The organism is Rufibacter ruber, assembly GCF_001647275.1.
GTDB lineage: Bacteria > Bacteroidota > Bacteroidia > Cytophagales > Hymenobacteraceae > Nibribacter > Nibribacter ruber_C.
Map to the genome: position 1 here is coordinate 1 of NZ_LRMM01000051.1, position 18,370 is coordinate 18,370.

8 protein-coding genes are annotated in these 18,370 nt (G+C 50.4%); 7 read left to right on the top strand and 1 reads right to left on the bottom strand.

The genetic code is table 11. The features are described from left to right. Positions 1-325 (top strand): hypothetical protein (locus A8O25_RS23545; RefSeq protein WP_206598701.1); only part of this gene is annotated, 325 nt, incomplete at its 5' end. Between the two features lie 1,066 nt (positions 326-1,391). Here the strand turns inward: A8O25_RS23545 and A8O25_RS16370 are convergent. Next, positions 1,392-2,768, bottom strand: a complete 1,377-nt coding sequence (locus A8O25_RS16370) for a sodium:proton antiporter (RefSeq protein WP_066836951.1) — start codon at positions 2,766-2,768, stop codon at positions 1,392-1,394. Between the two features lie 204 nt (positions 2,769-2,972). Here A8O25_RS16370 and A8O25_RS16375 point away from each other — a divergent pair, with 204 nt between their 5' ends. The 6 genes from A8O25_RS16375 (at position 2,973) to A8O25_RS24130 (ending at position 17,041) form a co-directional block, all read left to right on the top strand. Further along, complete coding sequence (locus A8O25_RS16375) at positions 2,973-3,590, top strand: NifU family protein (RefSeq protein ID WP_066836886.1); 618 nt, start codon at positions 2,973-2,975, stop codon at positions 3,588-3,590. A gap of 1,831 nt (positions 3,591-5,421) precedes the next feature. Next, on the top strand, positions 5,422-11,688 hold the full coding sequence (locus A8O25_RS16380) for an Ig-like domain-containing protein (protein WP_161947770.1): 6,267 nt from the start codon (positions 5,422-5,424) through the stop codon (positions 11,686-11,688). A 5-nt stretch (positions 11,689-11,693) separates the two neighbouring features. Beyond that, positions 11,694-12,686, top strand: coding sequence for a PorP/SprF family type IX secretion system membrane protein (locus A8O25_RS16385; protein WP_066836952.1), 993 nt, complete (start codon positions 11,694-11,696; stop codon positions 12,684-12,686). 19 nt (positions 12,687-12,705) lie between these two features. Then, positions 12,706-13,869, top strand: a complete 1,164-nt coding sequence (locus tag A8O25_RS16390) for an OmpA family protein (RefSeq protein WP_066836898.1) — start codon at positions 12,706-12,708, stop codon at positions 13,867-13,869. Positions 13,870-14,780: 911 nt separating this feature from the next. Continuing rightward, positions 14,781-15,653: a cation:proton antiporter gene (locus tag A8O25_RS23890; protein ID WP_277620020.1), complete on the top strand. Its 873-nt coding sequence runs from the start codon at positions 14,781-14,783 to the stop codon at positions 15,651-15,653. Then, positions 15,650-17,041 carry a TrkA C-terminal domain-containing protein gene (locus tag A8O25_RS24130; protein WP_277620021.1) on the top strand — a complete coding sequence of 464 codons (1,392 nt, stop codon included), beginning with the start codon at positions 15,650-15,652 and terminating at the stop codon, positions 17,039-17,041. The genes A8O25_RS23890 and A8O25_RS24130 overlap by 4 nt, the downstream gene beginning before the upstream one ends. Positions 17,042-18,370: the final 1,329 nt, after the last annotated feature.

Consider the following 18,370-nt stretch of genomic DNA (forward strand, 5'->3'; position numbering starts at 1 on the left):
CTGTTTTCGCGAAAACAGCCCGGAAACAGAAAAAGTTTGTGTAGGGGTTGTCTCTTCTTTTGAAGGGATGGGTTTGGCTGTTGCTTCTGCTTTGGCAATGTGCGGTCTGCTGTTCCCTTTGCTGGGCAGTTTGCTGCAGTGCCTTTATTTTAGGAATGCGTGGTCTGCTGTTCCCTTGGCTTTGGCGGTTGACGCAATGCCTTACTCACTGCGTTGTTTCATCTTTACCGGTGAGCGCTCACGGCCGCGGGGCCACGTCCTGGCGGTGAGCACTGCTGTTAAAACTAGGCCCTCCGGCCTTGCCGCTGGAGCGGCACCGTATTAACAGAGGCGCTCACCCCCAGGACTGGTTCAGGTTCCTCTCCTGATCAGCTTCCCTTGTTTTGTCTGCCTCTGCAGGTAACCGCTGCTGTTCCGCTAGCCTGTGGCGAGCCCGTGCTGCGCACATCAGCCAGGGGCAGAAGTGCTAATTAACCCAGGTGCCACCAGCAGAAGCGTTGATTGTTCATTGTTGTTTGCTTGCTTACTTATTGCTGCTTGTTTGCCGCTTTCTCTGGTTCAAGTTTCCAACTTGGACCTATAATGACGGAAGCTTCCAGCTTCCATGAGGCGGCAGCCTCACATTACCTCTGCCCTCTATAGCTCCCTCTTCTGCCCCTCTATGGCGCGGAAGTTACTTCCGTGCCTTCTAACGCTACCTGATACTCACGCGCTGGCGCGGGCCTCCAGACTCGTGCCTACTGATGACGGGCGGTCTCTGGCTGCCCTCGCGGCGCGGCTGCGAGACCAGGCATTGCTGTTTCATTCCTGCTGAATTGCCTAAGATGAAAAGAAAGGACTCTGAACTCAGGACTCAGAACTCACTTCGATATTCCCCCTTGGAAGGGGGCGAAGGGGGATGTTGACACGTGCAGATCCACGCATGCCAGATGTACTGCCCCCCTCATTTGCTCCCATGCATGCCAGATCACTCCCCTCCCGGGAGGGGAAGGTGTGGGTCCCATACGCCTGCCCCCGCTGTATCGCCTGCTCAAAAGACCTCGTAGCGTCTTTCAGACCTGCGAGCGTCTGTGCCAGTAGCTTCTGCCATAACAACATGAACCATTTCCCCTCCTCCTGACCTTCTCCCGCAGGGAGCAGGTACACCGCTATGCTGTTTCTGGCCTGTTTTCCTGAAAACAGCCCAAAAACAGAACCTACGCCTGCCCCGCTGTGCCGCCTGCTCCAAAGAGCTGATAGTGCGCGCAGCTCCTGCGGGCGTCTGCGCCAATAGCCTCAGCGAACATAATGCCACGGGAGGGGGGCTGCTTCAGGAGGCAAGCATAGAAAAAGCGTCGCTGTTTTTTGAAAAACAGCCCGAAAACGCTTTTAACTTTTTAAAAGATCAGTTGCTACAGAATCACCAGCACCCAGATCAGCGCGAGCACGGGCAGCAGGTAGACGAGGGAATATTTGAACATATATTGGAAGAACGGCGGCATTTTGACGCCAGCCTGCTCGGCAATGGCTTTCACCATAAAGTTGGGTCCGTTGCCAATGTAGGTCATGGCCCCAAATAAAACGGCCCCAATAGAAATAGCCTCCAGAACCAGCAACGTCTCAGGCGACTGCGCCAAGCCGTAGGCGAAATCATGAACCTGCGCGGTATTGGCGTAGTTCATGTGGTATTTGGCCATGCCCAATGATAGGAAATTGGCGTAGGTGGGAGCATTGTCCAGCACTCCGGAAAGGGAACCGGTGACCCAGTAAAACACCGAGGGGGTAAGTTTGGCGGCAAACTCAGGGGAAGAGGCCAGTTCGGCAGAAAGCTGCAAAGCCGGCATCATGGTGAAGAAAATCCCGAAGAACAGGAACACCACCTCCATGATGGGGTCAAAGGAAAAGTGGTTACCGTTCAAGGCGGTTCTGCTGGCGAACTTGAAGCAAAGAATGGCTGCGGTCAACTGAACAATCTCTCGTACAAAAGATACTTTGATGCCGCCTTCTAACGGAATGTACGGCAACCATTCATAGGAGGAGGGGTTCAGGAACGTGGCCCCTATGATGACCGCCAGCCATAGAATATTGCGCTTGCCGGTGAAGAAGAATTCGGTTTTGGCTTCATTGCGGGCCTTCACTTCCGCCTTGGGTATAAAGCCCTCCTTGTTGCGGCTGTCCAGGATAAAGAAGATAAGGCACAGCGCACTTACGGCAATGGCCCAAGGGGAGAGCAGGTGCTGCAGGGTCCAAAAGAAGGGAACCCCTTTCAGGAAACCAATGAACAGCGGCGGGTCACCCAATGGGGTCAGCATGCCGCCCGCGTTGCTCACAATAAAGATAAAGAAGACAATCTGGTACGGCTTTATGCGGTGGTTGTTTAACCGGATAAACGGCCTGATGAGCAGGAGGGAAGCGCCGGTGGTGCCTATCACATTGGCAATCACCGCGCCCACCACCAAAATACCCACGTTGATAATAGGTGTAGCATTGGCGTTGGCGTTGATATAAATTCCGCCAGCGGCGATGTACAAAGAGGAGAGCAGAATGGCAAACGAAGCGTACTCAGCCAAGGTCTCAGCCGGCATGTGGTGGTCATGCAGCACAAAAAGGTAGTAGGCCAGCACCAGCAGCCCCAGGCCAACGGCAATCACTTTGAAATTCTTATGCCAGAAGTGCGGGAAAAAAATGGGGCCGGTGGCAATCAAACCAATCAACAGCACAAATGGGGCAATCAGGTAACCAGGAACGTCTGGCGGGGTGGCAGACAGTAACACGGTGTAGTTAAGCATGAGGCGCGGGTTTAATGAACAATCAACGGGGGTAAAGTTACGGTTTCTGATCAAAAACCTGCCCCCTTTCTGCCGCGTTTTGTGAGGAGGGGCTCCCCGTGGGGCGTGGTACCCAAGAGGGAACTGCGCGGTAAGGTATTTTTACCTAATTTTGGAAACTTAAAGAGCAGGTAGTTAGTTTTTACTATATTAAAGAGACCAGCCATGACTGAAAATACAACCAAACCGGTATCTGTGTACGCAGAGGCGAACCCAAATCCGGAATCAATGAAATTTGTGTTGAACTCCGTTCTGCTGGGTGACGGCGGAAGCGTGGACTACCCTACCGTGGAAAGCGCGGTAGAGTCGCCGTTTGCGCAGGAGCTGTTCAACTTTGACTACGTGAGCCGGGTGTTCATTGCCAGCAATTTTGTGACCATCACCAAGAACTCACCGGTGCAGTGGGCGCAGCTCATCCCTGAGCTGAGAACCTTTATCAAATCATACGTAGAGGCCGGCGGTCCTATCTTCATAGGCACCCCCACCACCTCTACCGCTGCCAGTGCGGCCGCTGACGTTTCTGGTGATTTGTCTGCCGAGGACACCGAGATCTCCCAGAAGGTGATTGATCTGCTGGAAAATTACGTGCGCCCGGCGGTAGAGCAAGACGGCGGTAACATCACCTTCAAGTCTTATAAGGAGGGAATTGTGACGGTGAACCTGCAAGGCTCCTGCAGCGGCTGCCCGTCTGCCACGGTCACCTTGAAAGCCGGTATTGAGAACCTGCTCAAGCGCATGGTGCCCGAGGTGCAGGAAGTAGTGGCCGAAGGCGTGGTACTGTAATTGCCACTAAAAATTTTTGGAAAGCCCTGTCAGGAATGACAGGGCTTTTTTTATGCGTAGGAAATATCTGGGGAGCGCCTGAGTTCGCCAAAGACCCTACTCGTGCGAGCACAGCAACAGAAACGACCCATACATGAAGTGGTTAAAAATCTGTTCTGTTTTTGACCTGTTTTCCTGAAAACAGGCCAAAAACAGAGGCAACCCCTCCCCGGGCAGAGCCCTTGCACCTTGGTCAGGCACTTAGGAGATTGCTTCTAGGCTCTTACAGACGCTTTGGCGTTAAGAGGTTCATAATTTAAATACATTTTGTAAACTCCTTTCACTTACCTCTTGCAGGCATCTTCCATTTCTTAGATGTTGATTTTACAGCATGTTGAGTAGCGTACTTTCCTTTGTGGGTTTTTTAGAATTCCTGACGCTTTCATACTACACCTGATTAGAGTTTTTCCCTTTTTCTTTGGGTGATGTGTTCTGGGTTTTGGCTGCCTTGGCAGGGCACAAGCCTGGGCATATGCCTACGTTTTGGGGCTACTTTCCAAAAAACAGCCCGGAAACAGATGCTTACTTATCGTAAGGCCACATGCGGACGCTTGCGCCATAACTATATATAGAATCTCTAAAACAGCCTCAATTTATTCGCTTTAAAATTATATAATCTCTTTAAAGTTCTGTTTTTGAAAAATATTGCTCCTGCTTCTATTGTTAATCAAGTAACAAATTTGGTGCCTTGCTGTCTTGTGAAATAATTCCTTTTAAAATTTGACCTTTTGGCTTATTGTTAGAGGGAAGGTGTTGTAAATGGCTGCTTTATTTCAGAGATGCTTTATTATTAAAATAATTTTTACAAAATTTGGACAACTATCATCCTTCCCCCTCTATTGATAGTCAGTCTCTTTTAGGTAATCCTTTTGGAGCAATAGCTTTCCTGTTTGGTTTTATTTGTCATGGATGAAAAAGGAATGCCGTTGGTGTGCTGTTTTGTAATTTTTAGATATTGATTTTGTTCTGCATGCTTGCGCTAAGGCATGTTTTGTAAGTTTAATGTTCTATAAGTGCAATTAATTTTATCTCATTAGTCTGCTTGTAAAGCTCTTAAAGTAGAATCTATGGATATGGCATTTAGTTCGCCGCCATAGATAGAGAAGAATAACTATGAACTTACGCGAAAACTTGCTGGTGTTGATTCTAAGTTGATATAAGTGAACAAGTCTGCTTGATGGTGACAAAGGAGGGGATGCTTCATTGTTGTTGCTATTGCTGCAATGTATAGTGTGCAATCTAAATAGGTTTTATTACAGCCGGGCAGGTTTTTATTGTAAACCTGTAATTGCTTTCACCGCAAGTTATTTTTAAGTGGAATAGAATAACAGTCACAATCATGGGCTTGCAGATACTACTGGATGTTTGGTATTAGTGGCAATGAGTGGTCAGTTCAACAGCAGGGGCTTATTGAGTTATTGGTTAGGAATAATATTCCACCTTTCAATTGCATAGATATTTTAAATTTAGTTTTAGTATGATAAACACAGCTACTAAAGTCATTTTGCTTTTATTAGTGTTGTTCTCTCACGAAGTCTTCGCTCAAAAAATTGAAGACTTCGAAAATGAGGCCACTTGGCCATGGTCGCCCTGGGTTGGTGGTGCTGGAACCATATCAGCGAGTGCTGCTTTTTCAGGTTCAAAGGGAATTACAAACCCTGCATGGGTGCACAGGACAGATGTAAGCTTGGGAGATCCTGGCCATAAGCTTTCTGCCTGGGGTAAATTTACTGCAACTGGGAGGATCTATCTCGGCTTTGGGGCTAGTGCCGCTGGTGCTCACTCCTTTATCATGGCGCCAAACACTAATCAACTTTTATTTCAGGCTAATGCCAACTACGGGTTTGTTGATCTTGTCTCAAAGCCCTTCACTTACCAGTTGAATAAGTGGTATAGAATGGAAGTGCTTTGGGTAAATAGTACCACCATTGAAGGCAGAGTGTATGATTCAGATGGTGTTACAGAGTTGATCATGCTTTCACTGACAGCCACAGTGCCGCGCGGAGGGGTTGCTTTGAGAGGGATTGGAGGTGCTGATGTAGATGATATCTTTTCAGGTCCTTTTACAAATAAAACTGCTCCTGTTATTACCTCAAACGGTGGTGGGGCAACTGCAGATATCTCTTTAAGTGAGAATATAAAAGTGGCCACCTCAGTAGTGGCTACTGATAATGAAAGGGATGCCGTTACGTACAGCATCTCTGGCGGTGAAGATCAGGCTATGTTTGAGATAGACCCTACAACGGGTTCTTTATCTTTTAAAACTGCTCCTGACTTCGAGAATCCAGCAGATGTTGGTCTAAACAATACGTATGAGGTGATTGTACGGGCCACAGAAAATACTGCGGAAAAACTGTATGATGAGCAGACCATAACGGTTACAATAACTGATGTGGATGAAATTGCCCCGTTCATAGTCTCCATTAAACGGCAAAATCCAATCCAAGAGTATGTCAACGATACTTTCGTTACCTTCAGGGTTACCTTCAGTGAAGAAGTGACGGGCGTGAATAATACAGATTTCAACGCCACAGAGGGGGGCACAATTGGTAGCCTGATCCAGCCCGTGACCAAACTGTCAGGTACAGAGTACGACGTGCCGGTGCAGATTTTGTCTGGTGAAGGCTCCCTCCGCTTAGACTTGTATAGAAATGCTTCCCAAACGGGCATCATGGACCTTGCGGGAAATGGGCTGAACACCCTCTACAATACCGGTGAATCTTATACTATAGATCGAACCGCCCCAGCCGCCCCATCCCAGCCTGATCTGCTTGCCTCCAGTGACTCCGGTGCCAGTGATTCTGATAACCTAACCAACCAATCGAAGCCCACCTTTACAGGTACCGCGGAAAAAGGGGCTAAGGTGAAAGTATTTGCGGGTGGGGTAGAGATTGGTTCGGCCGTGGCAGATGCAACCTCTGGTATTTGGCAAGTTTCCTCCAGTTCTGCTCTTGCGGATGGCCCACATGCCATTTCTGCCACGGCTACTGATGCGGCGGGCAATGTGAGCCCTGGAAGCACCACCCTGGCTATTACAATAGATGCCACGGCCCCTGCCAAGCCTGTTAAGCCAGACTTGATGGCCTCCAGTGATACAGGGTCCAGTGACTCAGATAAATTGACCAATGATACCACCCCAACACTTACAGGAACTGCCGAGGTGGGTACCACTGTGCATGTATACGCTGGGGCGGTAGAAGTGGGATCTGCCACGGCTGGGGCAGATGGCTCCTGGCAAATCACTGCCACTGCTTTGACTGCTGGGGTATACAGCTTTACCGCTACCGCCACAGATATAGCCGGAAACACAAGCGTTGCCAGTGACGCGCTTTCTGTGACAATTGATACAGATAAACCCACGGCTCCGGTCATTGCCCGTATTGCTGATGATTCTGGTGTCAGCAACAATGACGGCCTCACCAATGACCAAACCCTAACCCTGAGCGGTACTGCAGAGGCGAGCCTGTGGGTAAAGATATATAATCTAGCTTCAGGCTCCTTGGTAGGCAACGCTACCGCTACGGCCAGTGGTAACTGGTCTGCAGCACTTCCAACCCTAACAGAAGGGGAGCATACGTTTTATGCAATGGTGACTGACTTAGCGGGCAACGAAAGTATCGCCAGCAACACCTTTACGGTTACAGTAGATCTGACCAAACCTACTATCACTGAAGTAGTTCTCCCTGCCGCCAAAACATACGGTGTTGGAGAACAACTGGACTTTAAGGTAAAGTTCTCAGAAATGTTGAGTGCCACCGGGTTCCCAAGACTTACCATTACCGTTGGCTCTACCTCCAGAACCGCTACCTGGCAGAACCAGGTGGAGTCTAATGAATGGGTATTCCGCTACACCGTGCAGGCAGGAGATCTTGATGTTAACGGAATCGCTTTTGCCCTGAATGAACTAGTGGTGCCTACCGGCGATGTGTTTGACCGGGCAGGCAACAGCCTGGTGCGGACGTTTACCCCAGGTGCCATGACAGATATTCTGATAGATGGTGTGGCACCTGCAATTACCTCTGTGTCAGTTCCTGCCAACGCTACCTACGTGAATGGGCAGACTATGAATTTCACCGTGAACTTCACTGAGCCGGTGACTGTGGGGGGAAGCGGTTCCCTGGGGCTTGATTTTACCCCAGATGAGGGAGGGACTCAAACGGCGGCTTACGTGTCTGGCAGCGGTTCTTCTGCGCTGGTATTTCGCTACACTGTGGCCGAGGGAGTGAAAGATGGGAACGGTATTCAGCTAGCCTCTAGCCTAACCCTTTCTGGCGGCATGACCCTAATTGACGCCCCGGGTAACAATGCCAATACGCAGTTGAACAACGTTGCCTCTACCACCGGGGTGCTGATAGACGGCACTGCCCCAAGCGTACTCTCTGTGACGGTGCCTGCCAATGGAACTTATGTGGCGGGAGATAACCTGGACTTCTCAGTCACCTTCTCCAAACCAGTGGAGGTCTCGGGCGGAACACCTGGTTTGCCTATCTCCATTGGTACTGAAACCGTTCAGGCAACCCTGACGGGAGGAAGTGGCACTAGCACCCTTTCGTTCCGCTACACCGTGCAGAACAATGACTTTGACTCGAATGGGATCTCACTGGCTGCCTCTATTGCATCCAGCGGCGCAACCTTGAAAGACGCTTCGGGTAACGCGGCCAATCTGACTCTGAAAAATGTTCCGGCAACCAGCGGTGTTTTGGTAGATGCCGTGGCCCCTCAATTGACAGTGGTGAACATCGCTTCCAGCAATGCCAACCCGGCCAGAGCCAAAGTAGGCGATGTGGTGACCGTCACTATCACCGCCAATGAGCCTATCCAGGCACCAGTGGTGACCATTGCCGGGAAAACCGCAACTGTCTCCGCAGTAGGTACTTCCACCAGCCAATACACGGCCAGCTACACCATGACTTCCGCTGAGGCGGAGGGGGCTGTGCCTTTCAGCGTCGCTTTTAAAGATGCCATTGGCAACACAGGTGCCGCAGTAACGGCTACCACTGATAACAGCAGCGTGGTGTTTGACAGAACGGCACCGGTTCTCAACTCAGTAACCATTGCCTCTAATAACGCAGACGCCGCCAAAGCCAAGGTGGGTGACGTGGTGACCGTCAGCTTTACCGCAAATGAAGCGATCAGAACGCCTAACGTTACTATTGCAGGGAACGCCGCCACGGTGACAGCTATTTCAGGCAACAGCTACAGTGCCGCCTATACCATGGCAGCTAATGATGTAGAGGGAGCCGTGGCTTTCCAGATTGATTTCAGTGATGTCACAGGGAATGCGGCCACTGCGGTCTCAGCTACCACAGACAATAGCCTGGTATTGTTTGACAAAACCAAACCTGCCTTATCCTTCGTGGCTATTGCCTCCAGCAATGCAGACGCCACTAAGGCCAAGGTAGGAGACGTGGTAACGGTAAGTTTCACGGCAGATGAAGCGATCAAAACACCCACCGTGAAAATCGCAAACCAAGCTGCCGCTGTGGTAGCAGGCACCGCAGCAAACAGTTACACCGCTACCTACACCATGGCTGCCTCAGACCCCGAGGGGAATGTCGCCATCAGCATTGCCTTTCAGGATGTGACAGGAAATGCCGGAACCACGGTAACAAGCACTACCAACAACAGCCGCGTGGTGTTTGACAGAACTTCTCCGGTGCTGGCTTCGGTGACCATTGCCTCTAACAATGCAGATGCGGCCAAAGCCAAAGTAGGGGACGTGGTGACCATAAGCTTTACAGCTTCTGAGCCTATCATGACGCCTACCGTGTCTATAGCAGGTCATGCCGCCACGGTGACCTCTGGTGCCGTTGCCAATAGCTATACGGCTGCATATACCATGGCTGCCAGTGACCCTGAAGGTCCGGTAACTTTTGAAATCAAATTTACTGATGTAACCGGGAATGCGGCAGTTGCCGTAACGGCTACCACCAACAACAGCCGGGTGGTATTTGACAGAACTGCTCCTTCCCTGACTTCGGTGGCCATTGCCTCCAGCAACGCAGACGCCGCCAGGGCGAAAGTAGGTGATGTAGTGACGGTGACGTTAACGGCCAATGAGGCAATCATGACGCCAATAGTCACCATTGCGGGTCAAACTGCCACTGTTACAGCCGGCACAGGGAATACCTATACGGCCAGCTACACCATGGCCGCCACAGATGCAGAGGGCACAGTAGCTTTCAACATCAGCTTTAAAGACGTGACAGGCAATGAGGGGGCAGACGTGAACCGCACCACAGACAACAGCCTGGTAGTGTTTGACATTACAGCCCCTGTGTTAACCTCTGTAGCTATTGCCTCCAGCAACGCAGATGCCGCCAAAGCCAAAGTGGGCGATGTGGTAACGGTGAGCTTCACTGCAAATGAGGCAATCAAGACGCCAGCAGTGACCATTGCCGGAAATGCCGCCACGGTAACCGCCGGTACAGGCAATGCCTACAGCGCCGCCTACACCATGAAAGCAAATGATACCGAGGGCACCGTAGCCTTCAGGATCAACTTCGCAGACGTAACGGGCAATGCGGCTACTGCTGTAACGGCTACCACCAACAGTAGTAGTGTTGTATTTGATAGAACCGCTCCAGTATTAACAGCTGTGACTATTGTGTCTAACAACGCCAGTGCCACAAGGGCAAAAGTAGGGGATGTTATAACGGTAAGTTTCACTTCCAATGAGCCTGTCATGACCCCGGTAGTGACCATAGCCGGAAACGCGGCCACCGTTACTGCTGGTACTGCCGCTAATAGCTATACTGCCACCTACACCATGGCCAGCAGTGACCCTGAGGGACTGGTAGCTTTTAATATTAGTTTCACAGATGTGACAGGTAACCCGGGGGCAGCGGTAAACACCACCACCAACGGCAGCAGCGTACTCTTTGACAGAACGGCTCCGGCCGGCTATGGGGTGGCCTTTGTGCAGAATATGGTAACGGTGAACAACAGCAGTGCCATCACACTACGGGTAACCAATGCTGAACCAAACATCCCTTACAGCTACACGGTCACCAGCGCTGCGGGCGGTACTCCGGTGACGGGCTCGGCTACTGCCATAACTGGTAACTTTGACATTGCTAATGTAAACCTGAGTGGCCTCAATGACGGCATGCTCACGGTCACATTCTTCCAGACCGACCTGGCGGGCAACCGCGGAGCAAACGTCACGGCTCAAGTAATGAAGTACCGGAACATGGTTTCTGTTGCAAGACCGGCTGCTTTACAGGTTCCTTACCGCACCACGTTCGCGCAACTAACCAAGCCTGCTACGGTTGAAGTGAGCTTCTCTAACGGCAGCAAGCAGCAGGTGGCCGTTACCTGGCTGCCAGGTAATTATAGCACAGACGGGAAGGGAGCCGGTGAGTATGTGTTGACAGGAACCCTTGCCGTACCATCAGACGCTACCAACCTCTCTAACCTGACGGCGGAGTGGACGGTGCGCATCATGCCAAACAAAGCGCCTACTGATATCACCTTAAGCAAATCTTCTTTCCAACCAGACATCAAAGAAGACCAGGCCATAGGTGCTTTCACAACGGTAGATGAAGACGATCCATATCCTGGAGACGCAGCACACAATTACGTTTTGGTGGATGGAGTAGGAAGCACAGATAATTCAATGTTCACGATTGTTGGGAATCAACTGTTCCTCAAGCGTGGTGTGAATCTCTACGGCAGGACGCAGTTCTCCATTAGGGTGGAGAGCAGAGACTCCTATTACAGCGTTAATCCAAATAATAAATTCTCAAAAGTCTTCACTATCACCAAAGAGGGATATGATACAGCTGCCCCTGACCTGAAAATTGTGAATGCCTTCACCCCAAATGGCGACGGCAAAAACGATACCTGGAGAATTCCAGAGCTGGAGTACTACAATAACGTGGAGATTCAAGTGTTTGACCGCTCCGGGGTGTTGATCTTCCAGACCAATGATCCTACCATGAAGTGGGACGGACGGAACAAGAACGGCCAGGTGCTGGCTGGTCCTTACCTGTACGTCATCCATATCAAGGACATCAACTACGTGAAGAGAGGTACTGTGACCATCCTTAAAAATTAATGAAGATGAAAAAGCTGACCATATCCTTTTGTATACTGCTTTCCGCTCTGGGCGTCTCTGCCCAGAACCGGAAGCACATTGCCAACTTCTCCCTGTTTCAGCAGTACTTTAATCCGGCACTCACCGGCTATGAGGGTTCCATGATCAAGACATTCTACCGTGATCAGTGGACGGGGTTTGAGGACGCACCGCGCACCATCTTTGCCTCGGTAGAACTGGATGCCGCTGACATTTCAGCCTGGCGGAAGACCGACGTTCTGAAAACCCGCGAGGATGACGCTTATAACAGACAGGCCGGGGCCAAGCACGCCTGGGGGCTTTCTGTGCTGCATGACAGCTTCGGGCCGTTTGCTGAGAGTCAGGTGTTCCTGAGTTACGGTTCCCGTATTCGTCTGTCAGAAAAACTGAGCCTCAGGGCGGGGGCTGCCGCCACCTATTCCCTGACGCGCCTGAACGGGAATAAGCTGATTTTAGATGAGTCTGGTGACACCGAGTTTGATGAATACATTGGCAAAGAAGGGCGGGTGAATAAACTGGATGTGAACGTAGGCGTGATGCTGACTGGTGAGAACTTCTACCTGGGCTATGCCTTGCAGGATGTTGGGCAAGGGGGACTAACCTCTGGGAAGGAGTTCCTCAATGACACCTACGCCCTGCAGCACGTGGCGCAGGCCGGCTACCGGGTGGCGGTGTCAGAGCAGGTGGGGCTGGTAGCCAACAGTATTTTCCGGTATGACAGCAATCTGAAGGAAACGGTAGAAGTGCAGGGCAAAGCTGTCTTTCAGAATATGTTCTGGGTGGGGGGCGGCTACCGCCATGACCTGGCCTATACCCTCAACGCGGGGCTCAGGGTGAGCCAGTTCAGAATAGGGTATGTGCTGGAGAGGCCAACCGGCGACGCCTCTATCATTGGCAAGAACACCAGCGAGTTTATGGTGACGTACAACCTGTTCCAAGTGAAGTACCCTAAGCTGGGTAAAAAAGTAACCATGTGGTAACCTGCGCTACCTAGAGTCTATGAAAAAAACCATCTACACCATTGCCATATTACTGTCATCTGCGGTTTATGCACACGCCCAGACGGCTATCAAAGAAACCAGAGAGAACATTGCTGACTTGTTTATTGTGGGGGAGAACCTTGTGCTCTACACCATCAAAGAGAAAGACGGCCAGTACCTCTACTCAGAGAGAAAAGGAGACCAGAGCACCTTTAAAAAGGAGACTTCTTTAAACGGAGGGGCCGTAAATGCCCTGATAGGCTCCAGTGCCGGGGGAAACGAGGTCTATGTCTATCAGAAGACCGGGCGCAAAGACCATAAGATTGTTATCTACCGCTGGGACGGTGCCAGTTTTCAGAAAGCAGGGGAAAAGCCGTTCCCAAAAATCAAGAACAACTCCTATAACTTGGGTGCCTACCTATCACCAGACCAAAACACGTTATTCATGGCCGCTGACTTGGGCAGGACCAAGGGGTATGATGATATTTATCTGAGCAAGTGGGAGGGGGGCAAGTGGTCTAAGCCAACCGGTCTGGGCACCCCACCCAATACCAGGGAAGCGGAGTTTTCCCCGTATGTGATGAATGACTCCCTGTTCTTCTCCCGCAAGAGCGGTGACCAGGCCTCTGTGTATTCTATGCCTATTGGGGGTGGCTCCAAACCTACTGGAGAGGCGGTAAAGTTCAGTACACGGGTAAACAGGGAGAATGCCTTTAATTCTGCTTATAAAAGGGTGGGGGAGAATGAGATGTGGATCACCCGCACCGCAGACGGCAACTATACTGCCTATGTTAATGGCCCCGATCCAGTAGTGTCAAAGGTTGAGTTAGAACCCGCACCGGAGCCGGTTGCCATTGAGCCTGCTGCTGTTCCTGTTCCTACTACCCTTACCGTTTCCTACGGCTTTAACGAGGTCTACATGACTGATGCTGCGGCGGCTGAACTTGACGGTTTCCTGGCCCAATTGCCTGACGGGGCTTCACTCTGGGTGAAAGGTTACTCAGACAACATTGGGCCGGCCAAAGGGAAAGTCAGGGTAGCCCAGCAGCGGGCCAGGTTGTTGCAGAAGTACATAGAGATGAAGCACCGCCAACGCAGCTTTAAGTTTGAGACACAATCTGAGGTTCTGGGAAGTAGAGGTCCTGAAGCCCGGAAGGTAGAGATTCACCTGCACGCCAGATAATGCATAGCCCACTATTGCAAGAAGAGAAGGCTTCCTGATAGGGAAGCCTTCTCTTCTTTAAGACCCTCCCGGCAGGGGGCAACTGTCTTAAAAAGTAGCATTGAAACATGTTCATTGCCCAGGCATGGGCTCTTCTTCTATTTGGCAGGAAGTAGTAAGAAAGAAGCAGATGCTGTTACCGGAAAGGGACAGGCGGTTTGCCCTTTAGGGCTAAAAACCGTATTATTGCAATAATGCTAAACTTGGTTTTCAGGAAAATAAAACAGCCTCTCAAACTTCCGCTCATGGCGGTGATGCTGCTTTGGGCACTGACGCTGCCGGGGCAGGAAACAGAGGTTTACAAATTTCTGCTAAGCTGTTCTACCGGGAAACCGGCTCCGGAAGCCAATACTCTGAAGGCACGGGAAAAAGACCCAGAAACAGCGCAGGTGCAGCAAGAGGCTGTACATGTCTTCGCTGATGCCAAAGTGTCACAAGCACCCTCTCTGCAGGTTGCCCCTGCCTTTTTACCTGCAAGCATTGATTTGTCTGCCCTGTGGGCTTCTTCTTGTTTTTCCCCGGAGCAAATATGTCTTTTTCTGACTAAGGTTCCCGCGTTAAAATTCCTTCTCTTTTCCCTTCAGCCCAACGCCCCGTAGCGTTTCACCCTGCTGCCGCCAGAAGATGCCCTGTCATTACTTGCTGTGGTCCCCGTTCCTGCTTTTTACGTATCTATTAGTAATCTATTTTCCGCTTTAGTGCGGAGAAGGGAATCCTGTATTCTGTAGAAAGTGGTCTGCCCTCTTCTTTAAATAGAATTCTTACACACCAGTCCCAGATTTGCCAGCTCCAGTGTAGTTGGTACTTTTTGGCAAACAGCTGTTGCCCTCTTCTTTTATACGGGCAGTTGAATCTTCATTACACTTCTTACCATGACGCATTTACCGCATTTGATAACTGATCTGGGATTGATACTGGGGGCTGCCGGTATCACTACCCTTCTATTTAAAAAACTGAAGCAGCCTTTGGTGTTGGGTTATATTATTGCCGGGCTCTTGGTGGGGCCGCACGTTGCCCTATTCCCCACCATCATTGAACTGGAGAATATCAACATCTGGGCAGAGATTGGGGTGATCTTCTTATTGTTCAGCCTGGGGCTGGAGTTCAGCTTTAAGAAGTTAGTGAAAGTGGGTGGGGCCTCTTCGGTGATGGCCTTGATAGAAGTAGTAGTCATGCTGCTGCTGGGCTACCTTACCGGTAAGATTCTGGGCTGGTCTACCATGGACAGCATTTTCCTGGGCGGGATTCTATCTATATCTTCTACCACCATTATCATTAGGGCATTTGACGAGCTGGGCGTAAAAACACAGCGTTTCGCCGGGCTGGTATTTGGGGTCTTGATTGTAGAAGATCTGGTGGCCATTTTGCTCATGGTGTTGCTCTCTACCCTGGCGGTAAGCCAGCAGTTTGCCGGCTCAGAAATGCTGGCGGCGGTTTTAAAGCTGGCCTTCTTTCTGTTGCTCTGGTTCCTGGGAGGGATTTTCCTGATTCCTACGTTCCTGCGCAAGGCCAGCAAGCTCATGAATGATGAGACCTTGCTTATTGTGTCATTGGCCCTATGCCTGCTCATGGTTATTCTGGCGGCGCAGGCGGGCTTTTCTCCCGCATTAGGCGCTTTCATCATGGGCTCTATCCTGGCTGAGACCACCAAGGCTGAAAAGATTGAGCATCTTGTTGCCTCGGTGAAAGACTTGTTTGGGGCAATCTTCTTTGTGTCAGTAGGTATCTTGATTGACCGGCAATGATGGTGACCTATGCCGGGCCTATTGCATTGATAACGCTTGTCACACTGGTGGGGAAAGCCATTAGTATTACCGGGGGCGGGCTTATTTCTGGTCAAGGGCTTAAAACGTCTATTCAGAGTGGCATGAGCGTGTCTCAGATTGGGGAATTCTCCTTTATCATTGCCACGCTGGGGCTCACGCTCAAAGTTACCAGCGATTTCCTGTATCCGGTGGCGGTAGCGGTCTCAGCCGTTACTACGTTTACAACTCCGTACATGATCAAGTTCTCTGAGCCTCTTTATCGGTTGGTAGAAAGATTACTTCCGGCCAAGTGGCAAAAGTCCCTGAATGAGTACAGCTCAGGTACCCAGATCATTTCCACCACCAGTGACTGGAAGCTTGTGTTGCGGTCATACGTGTTGCATATGGTGGTGTACTGCGTCATCATCATCAGTATCATACTCTTGTCTGCGCAGTATCTTAACCCGTTTATTGTAGAGAATGTGGTGAACGGAAATTGGGGAGATGTGGTCACTACAGCCATCACGTTTTTGGTGATGGCACCGTTCCTGTGGGCCTTGGCCGTTTACCATCCGCAGAAAGAGGCGCAGGGCCGTATTTGGGCTAACCGTAATTACCGGAGCCTGGTCATTGTGCTGGAGTTTGGGCGGGTGGCGGTGGCCATTCTGTTTATAGGGGTGTTGCTGAACCAGTTCTTCTCAGTGCAATTGGCCATTGTGGTAGGGCTGGTGATGGTGGCGTTCCTTATGATGTTCTCCCAGAAAATTCAGCAGTTCTATATCAGGATTGAAAACCGGTTTGTGAAGAATTTAAATGCGAGGGAGCTGCAGGAGGCGGTCAGAATGCACCATACTCTCACCCCTTGGGATGTTCACCTTACCAGTTTTGAGATTGACCCTGGATCTGCGGTGGTAGGTAAAAGCCTGCTTGACCTGCAGGTACGGGAGAAATACGGAGTGAATGTAGCCGTCATTGAACGTGGCGACCGCACCATTACCGCCCCCACCAGAAACGAGCTGATCTTCCCCAATGATAAGGTCTTTGTGGTGGGGGAGGAAAGCCAGACAGAAGCGTTCAGGCAATTCATCCAGACGCGGTCTGTCCTGACCTCCTCACAGGAGGAAGAGCGTGAAAGCGTGCGGCTCCAAAAGCTCCAGATCCGTGCTGGTTCTGTGCTATTGCATAAATCCATTAGAAATTCTGGCGTGCGTGAAAAAACCAAAGGCCTCATAGTTGGGGTGGAGCGCAAAGGGCGGCGCATGCTCAACCCAGACTCAGAGCTGGTTTTTGAAGAAGGGGATATTGTCTGGATTGTAGGCCTGCCCCGCAGAATAAAGCAGCTGGAAGTAGCCTCCCCTGAACCAGGCATACCTGAAGCCTTGGCTTAGCATATAATAGGGAACCGTCACTTTAATCTTTAGCAGTCTTCAGTTAAATAGTAACACAGTTTGCTACCGGTTTTAAACCCACCCCTGCCTCTCCAGAGAGGGGATTCCCCCTGATGATTCAGAATTGCGTTCCCTGGAGGGGTGAAAAATTCTTTGCCACATTTTGATTCACCAGTTCATAAAGCGCAACTTGAAATACCCTAAGCCCTGTTTTCGGGCTGGTTTTACAAAATCAGCCCGAAAACAGGGCTTGGGTTTCTGAAAGGGAAATAGGCAGAAGCATCACAAGAGTTTAACACACCAGCAGATCTGGGCAGGGTGAAGTGCTGGCCAAGCAGTATTAGAGTTGCATGGCAGCGTTACGGAGAAAAGATGCGAATCCTGTTTTTAGAGTGCGCAGCGTCAAGTATCAGCTGAACAGGTTCATTAATAAATGGTGAGCAGAAAATAATCCCTTCATTATGGAGATAGAGCCGGTATAGAGCCTGTAGCTGGTTACAGTTTTCCTTTTTCTATCGTTAGGGCCGTGACTGACCCTGGCATGGGCGTAAGCATCCGCTTGTGCCGGCGTTTTGAGGCTACTTTCCCAAAAACAGCCCGGAAACAGAAATTTTACCCTCTTCAATACAGAAGCGGATGCTAGCGCCGTCACTTATACTAAAAAACTTTAAACAGTTTCCTTGTTTCTATTTTGATTGTGCAGGGAAAACGGGGCGCGAAAGGTTCTTCTGTACCGTTTTTGAGCAGCATTGCAGCGTTATGTTGTGAGGGAAAGGCAATGTCTGGCACATCAGATGTCGGTTTGCAGCGCAAAAAATCAGATTTCAACATGCTTTAAAAGTATTTTCCCTTGCCATGAAAGAGCCTTTTGTGGTGCAAACGTCTGCTTACGCCCACGTTTTTGGGCTACTTTTAGAAAAATAGCCCGAAAACAGAAATCCCCTTCCCTTGCGGCTGATTGAGAGAAAGGGAATTTAAAACAGGTACTCTGCGCAAGCTCTAATCTGGAACCCGTGTAGAGTTTCTGCTTTCCTTTCTGAAGGGGGGGCTGCAAGCGTCTTCTTGTGCGCTGCCGTTTTAGAGCTACTTTTCAGAAAACAGCCCTAAAACAGGGCGCAGGTCAATTCTTACTGCACTAGTTCACCCTGCGCCCTGGATAAAACGAAAGATTCAAACCAGCCTTTTCAATTCACGCTGCAATCAGCCTCCGCGAGAACTAACCTCGGGCCTTTGTCTGACTTCATTGCACCAAGCGGTCCAAAATTCCTTTGCCAGAAACTTTCACCGGCCGTGTGCGCCTATCTGTCCAAAATGGTGAAAATGCTCTGT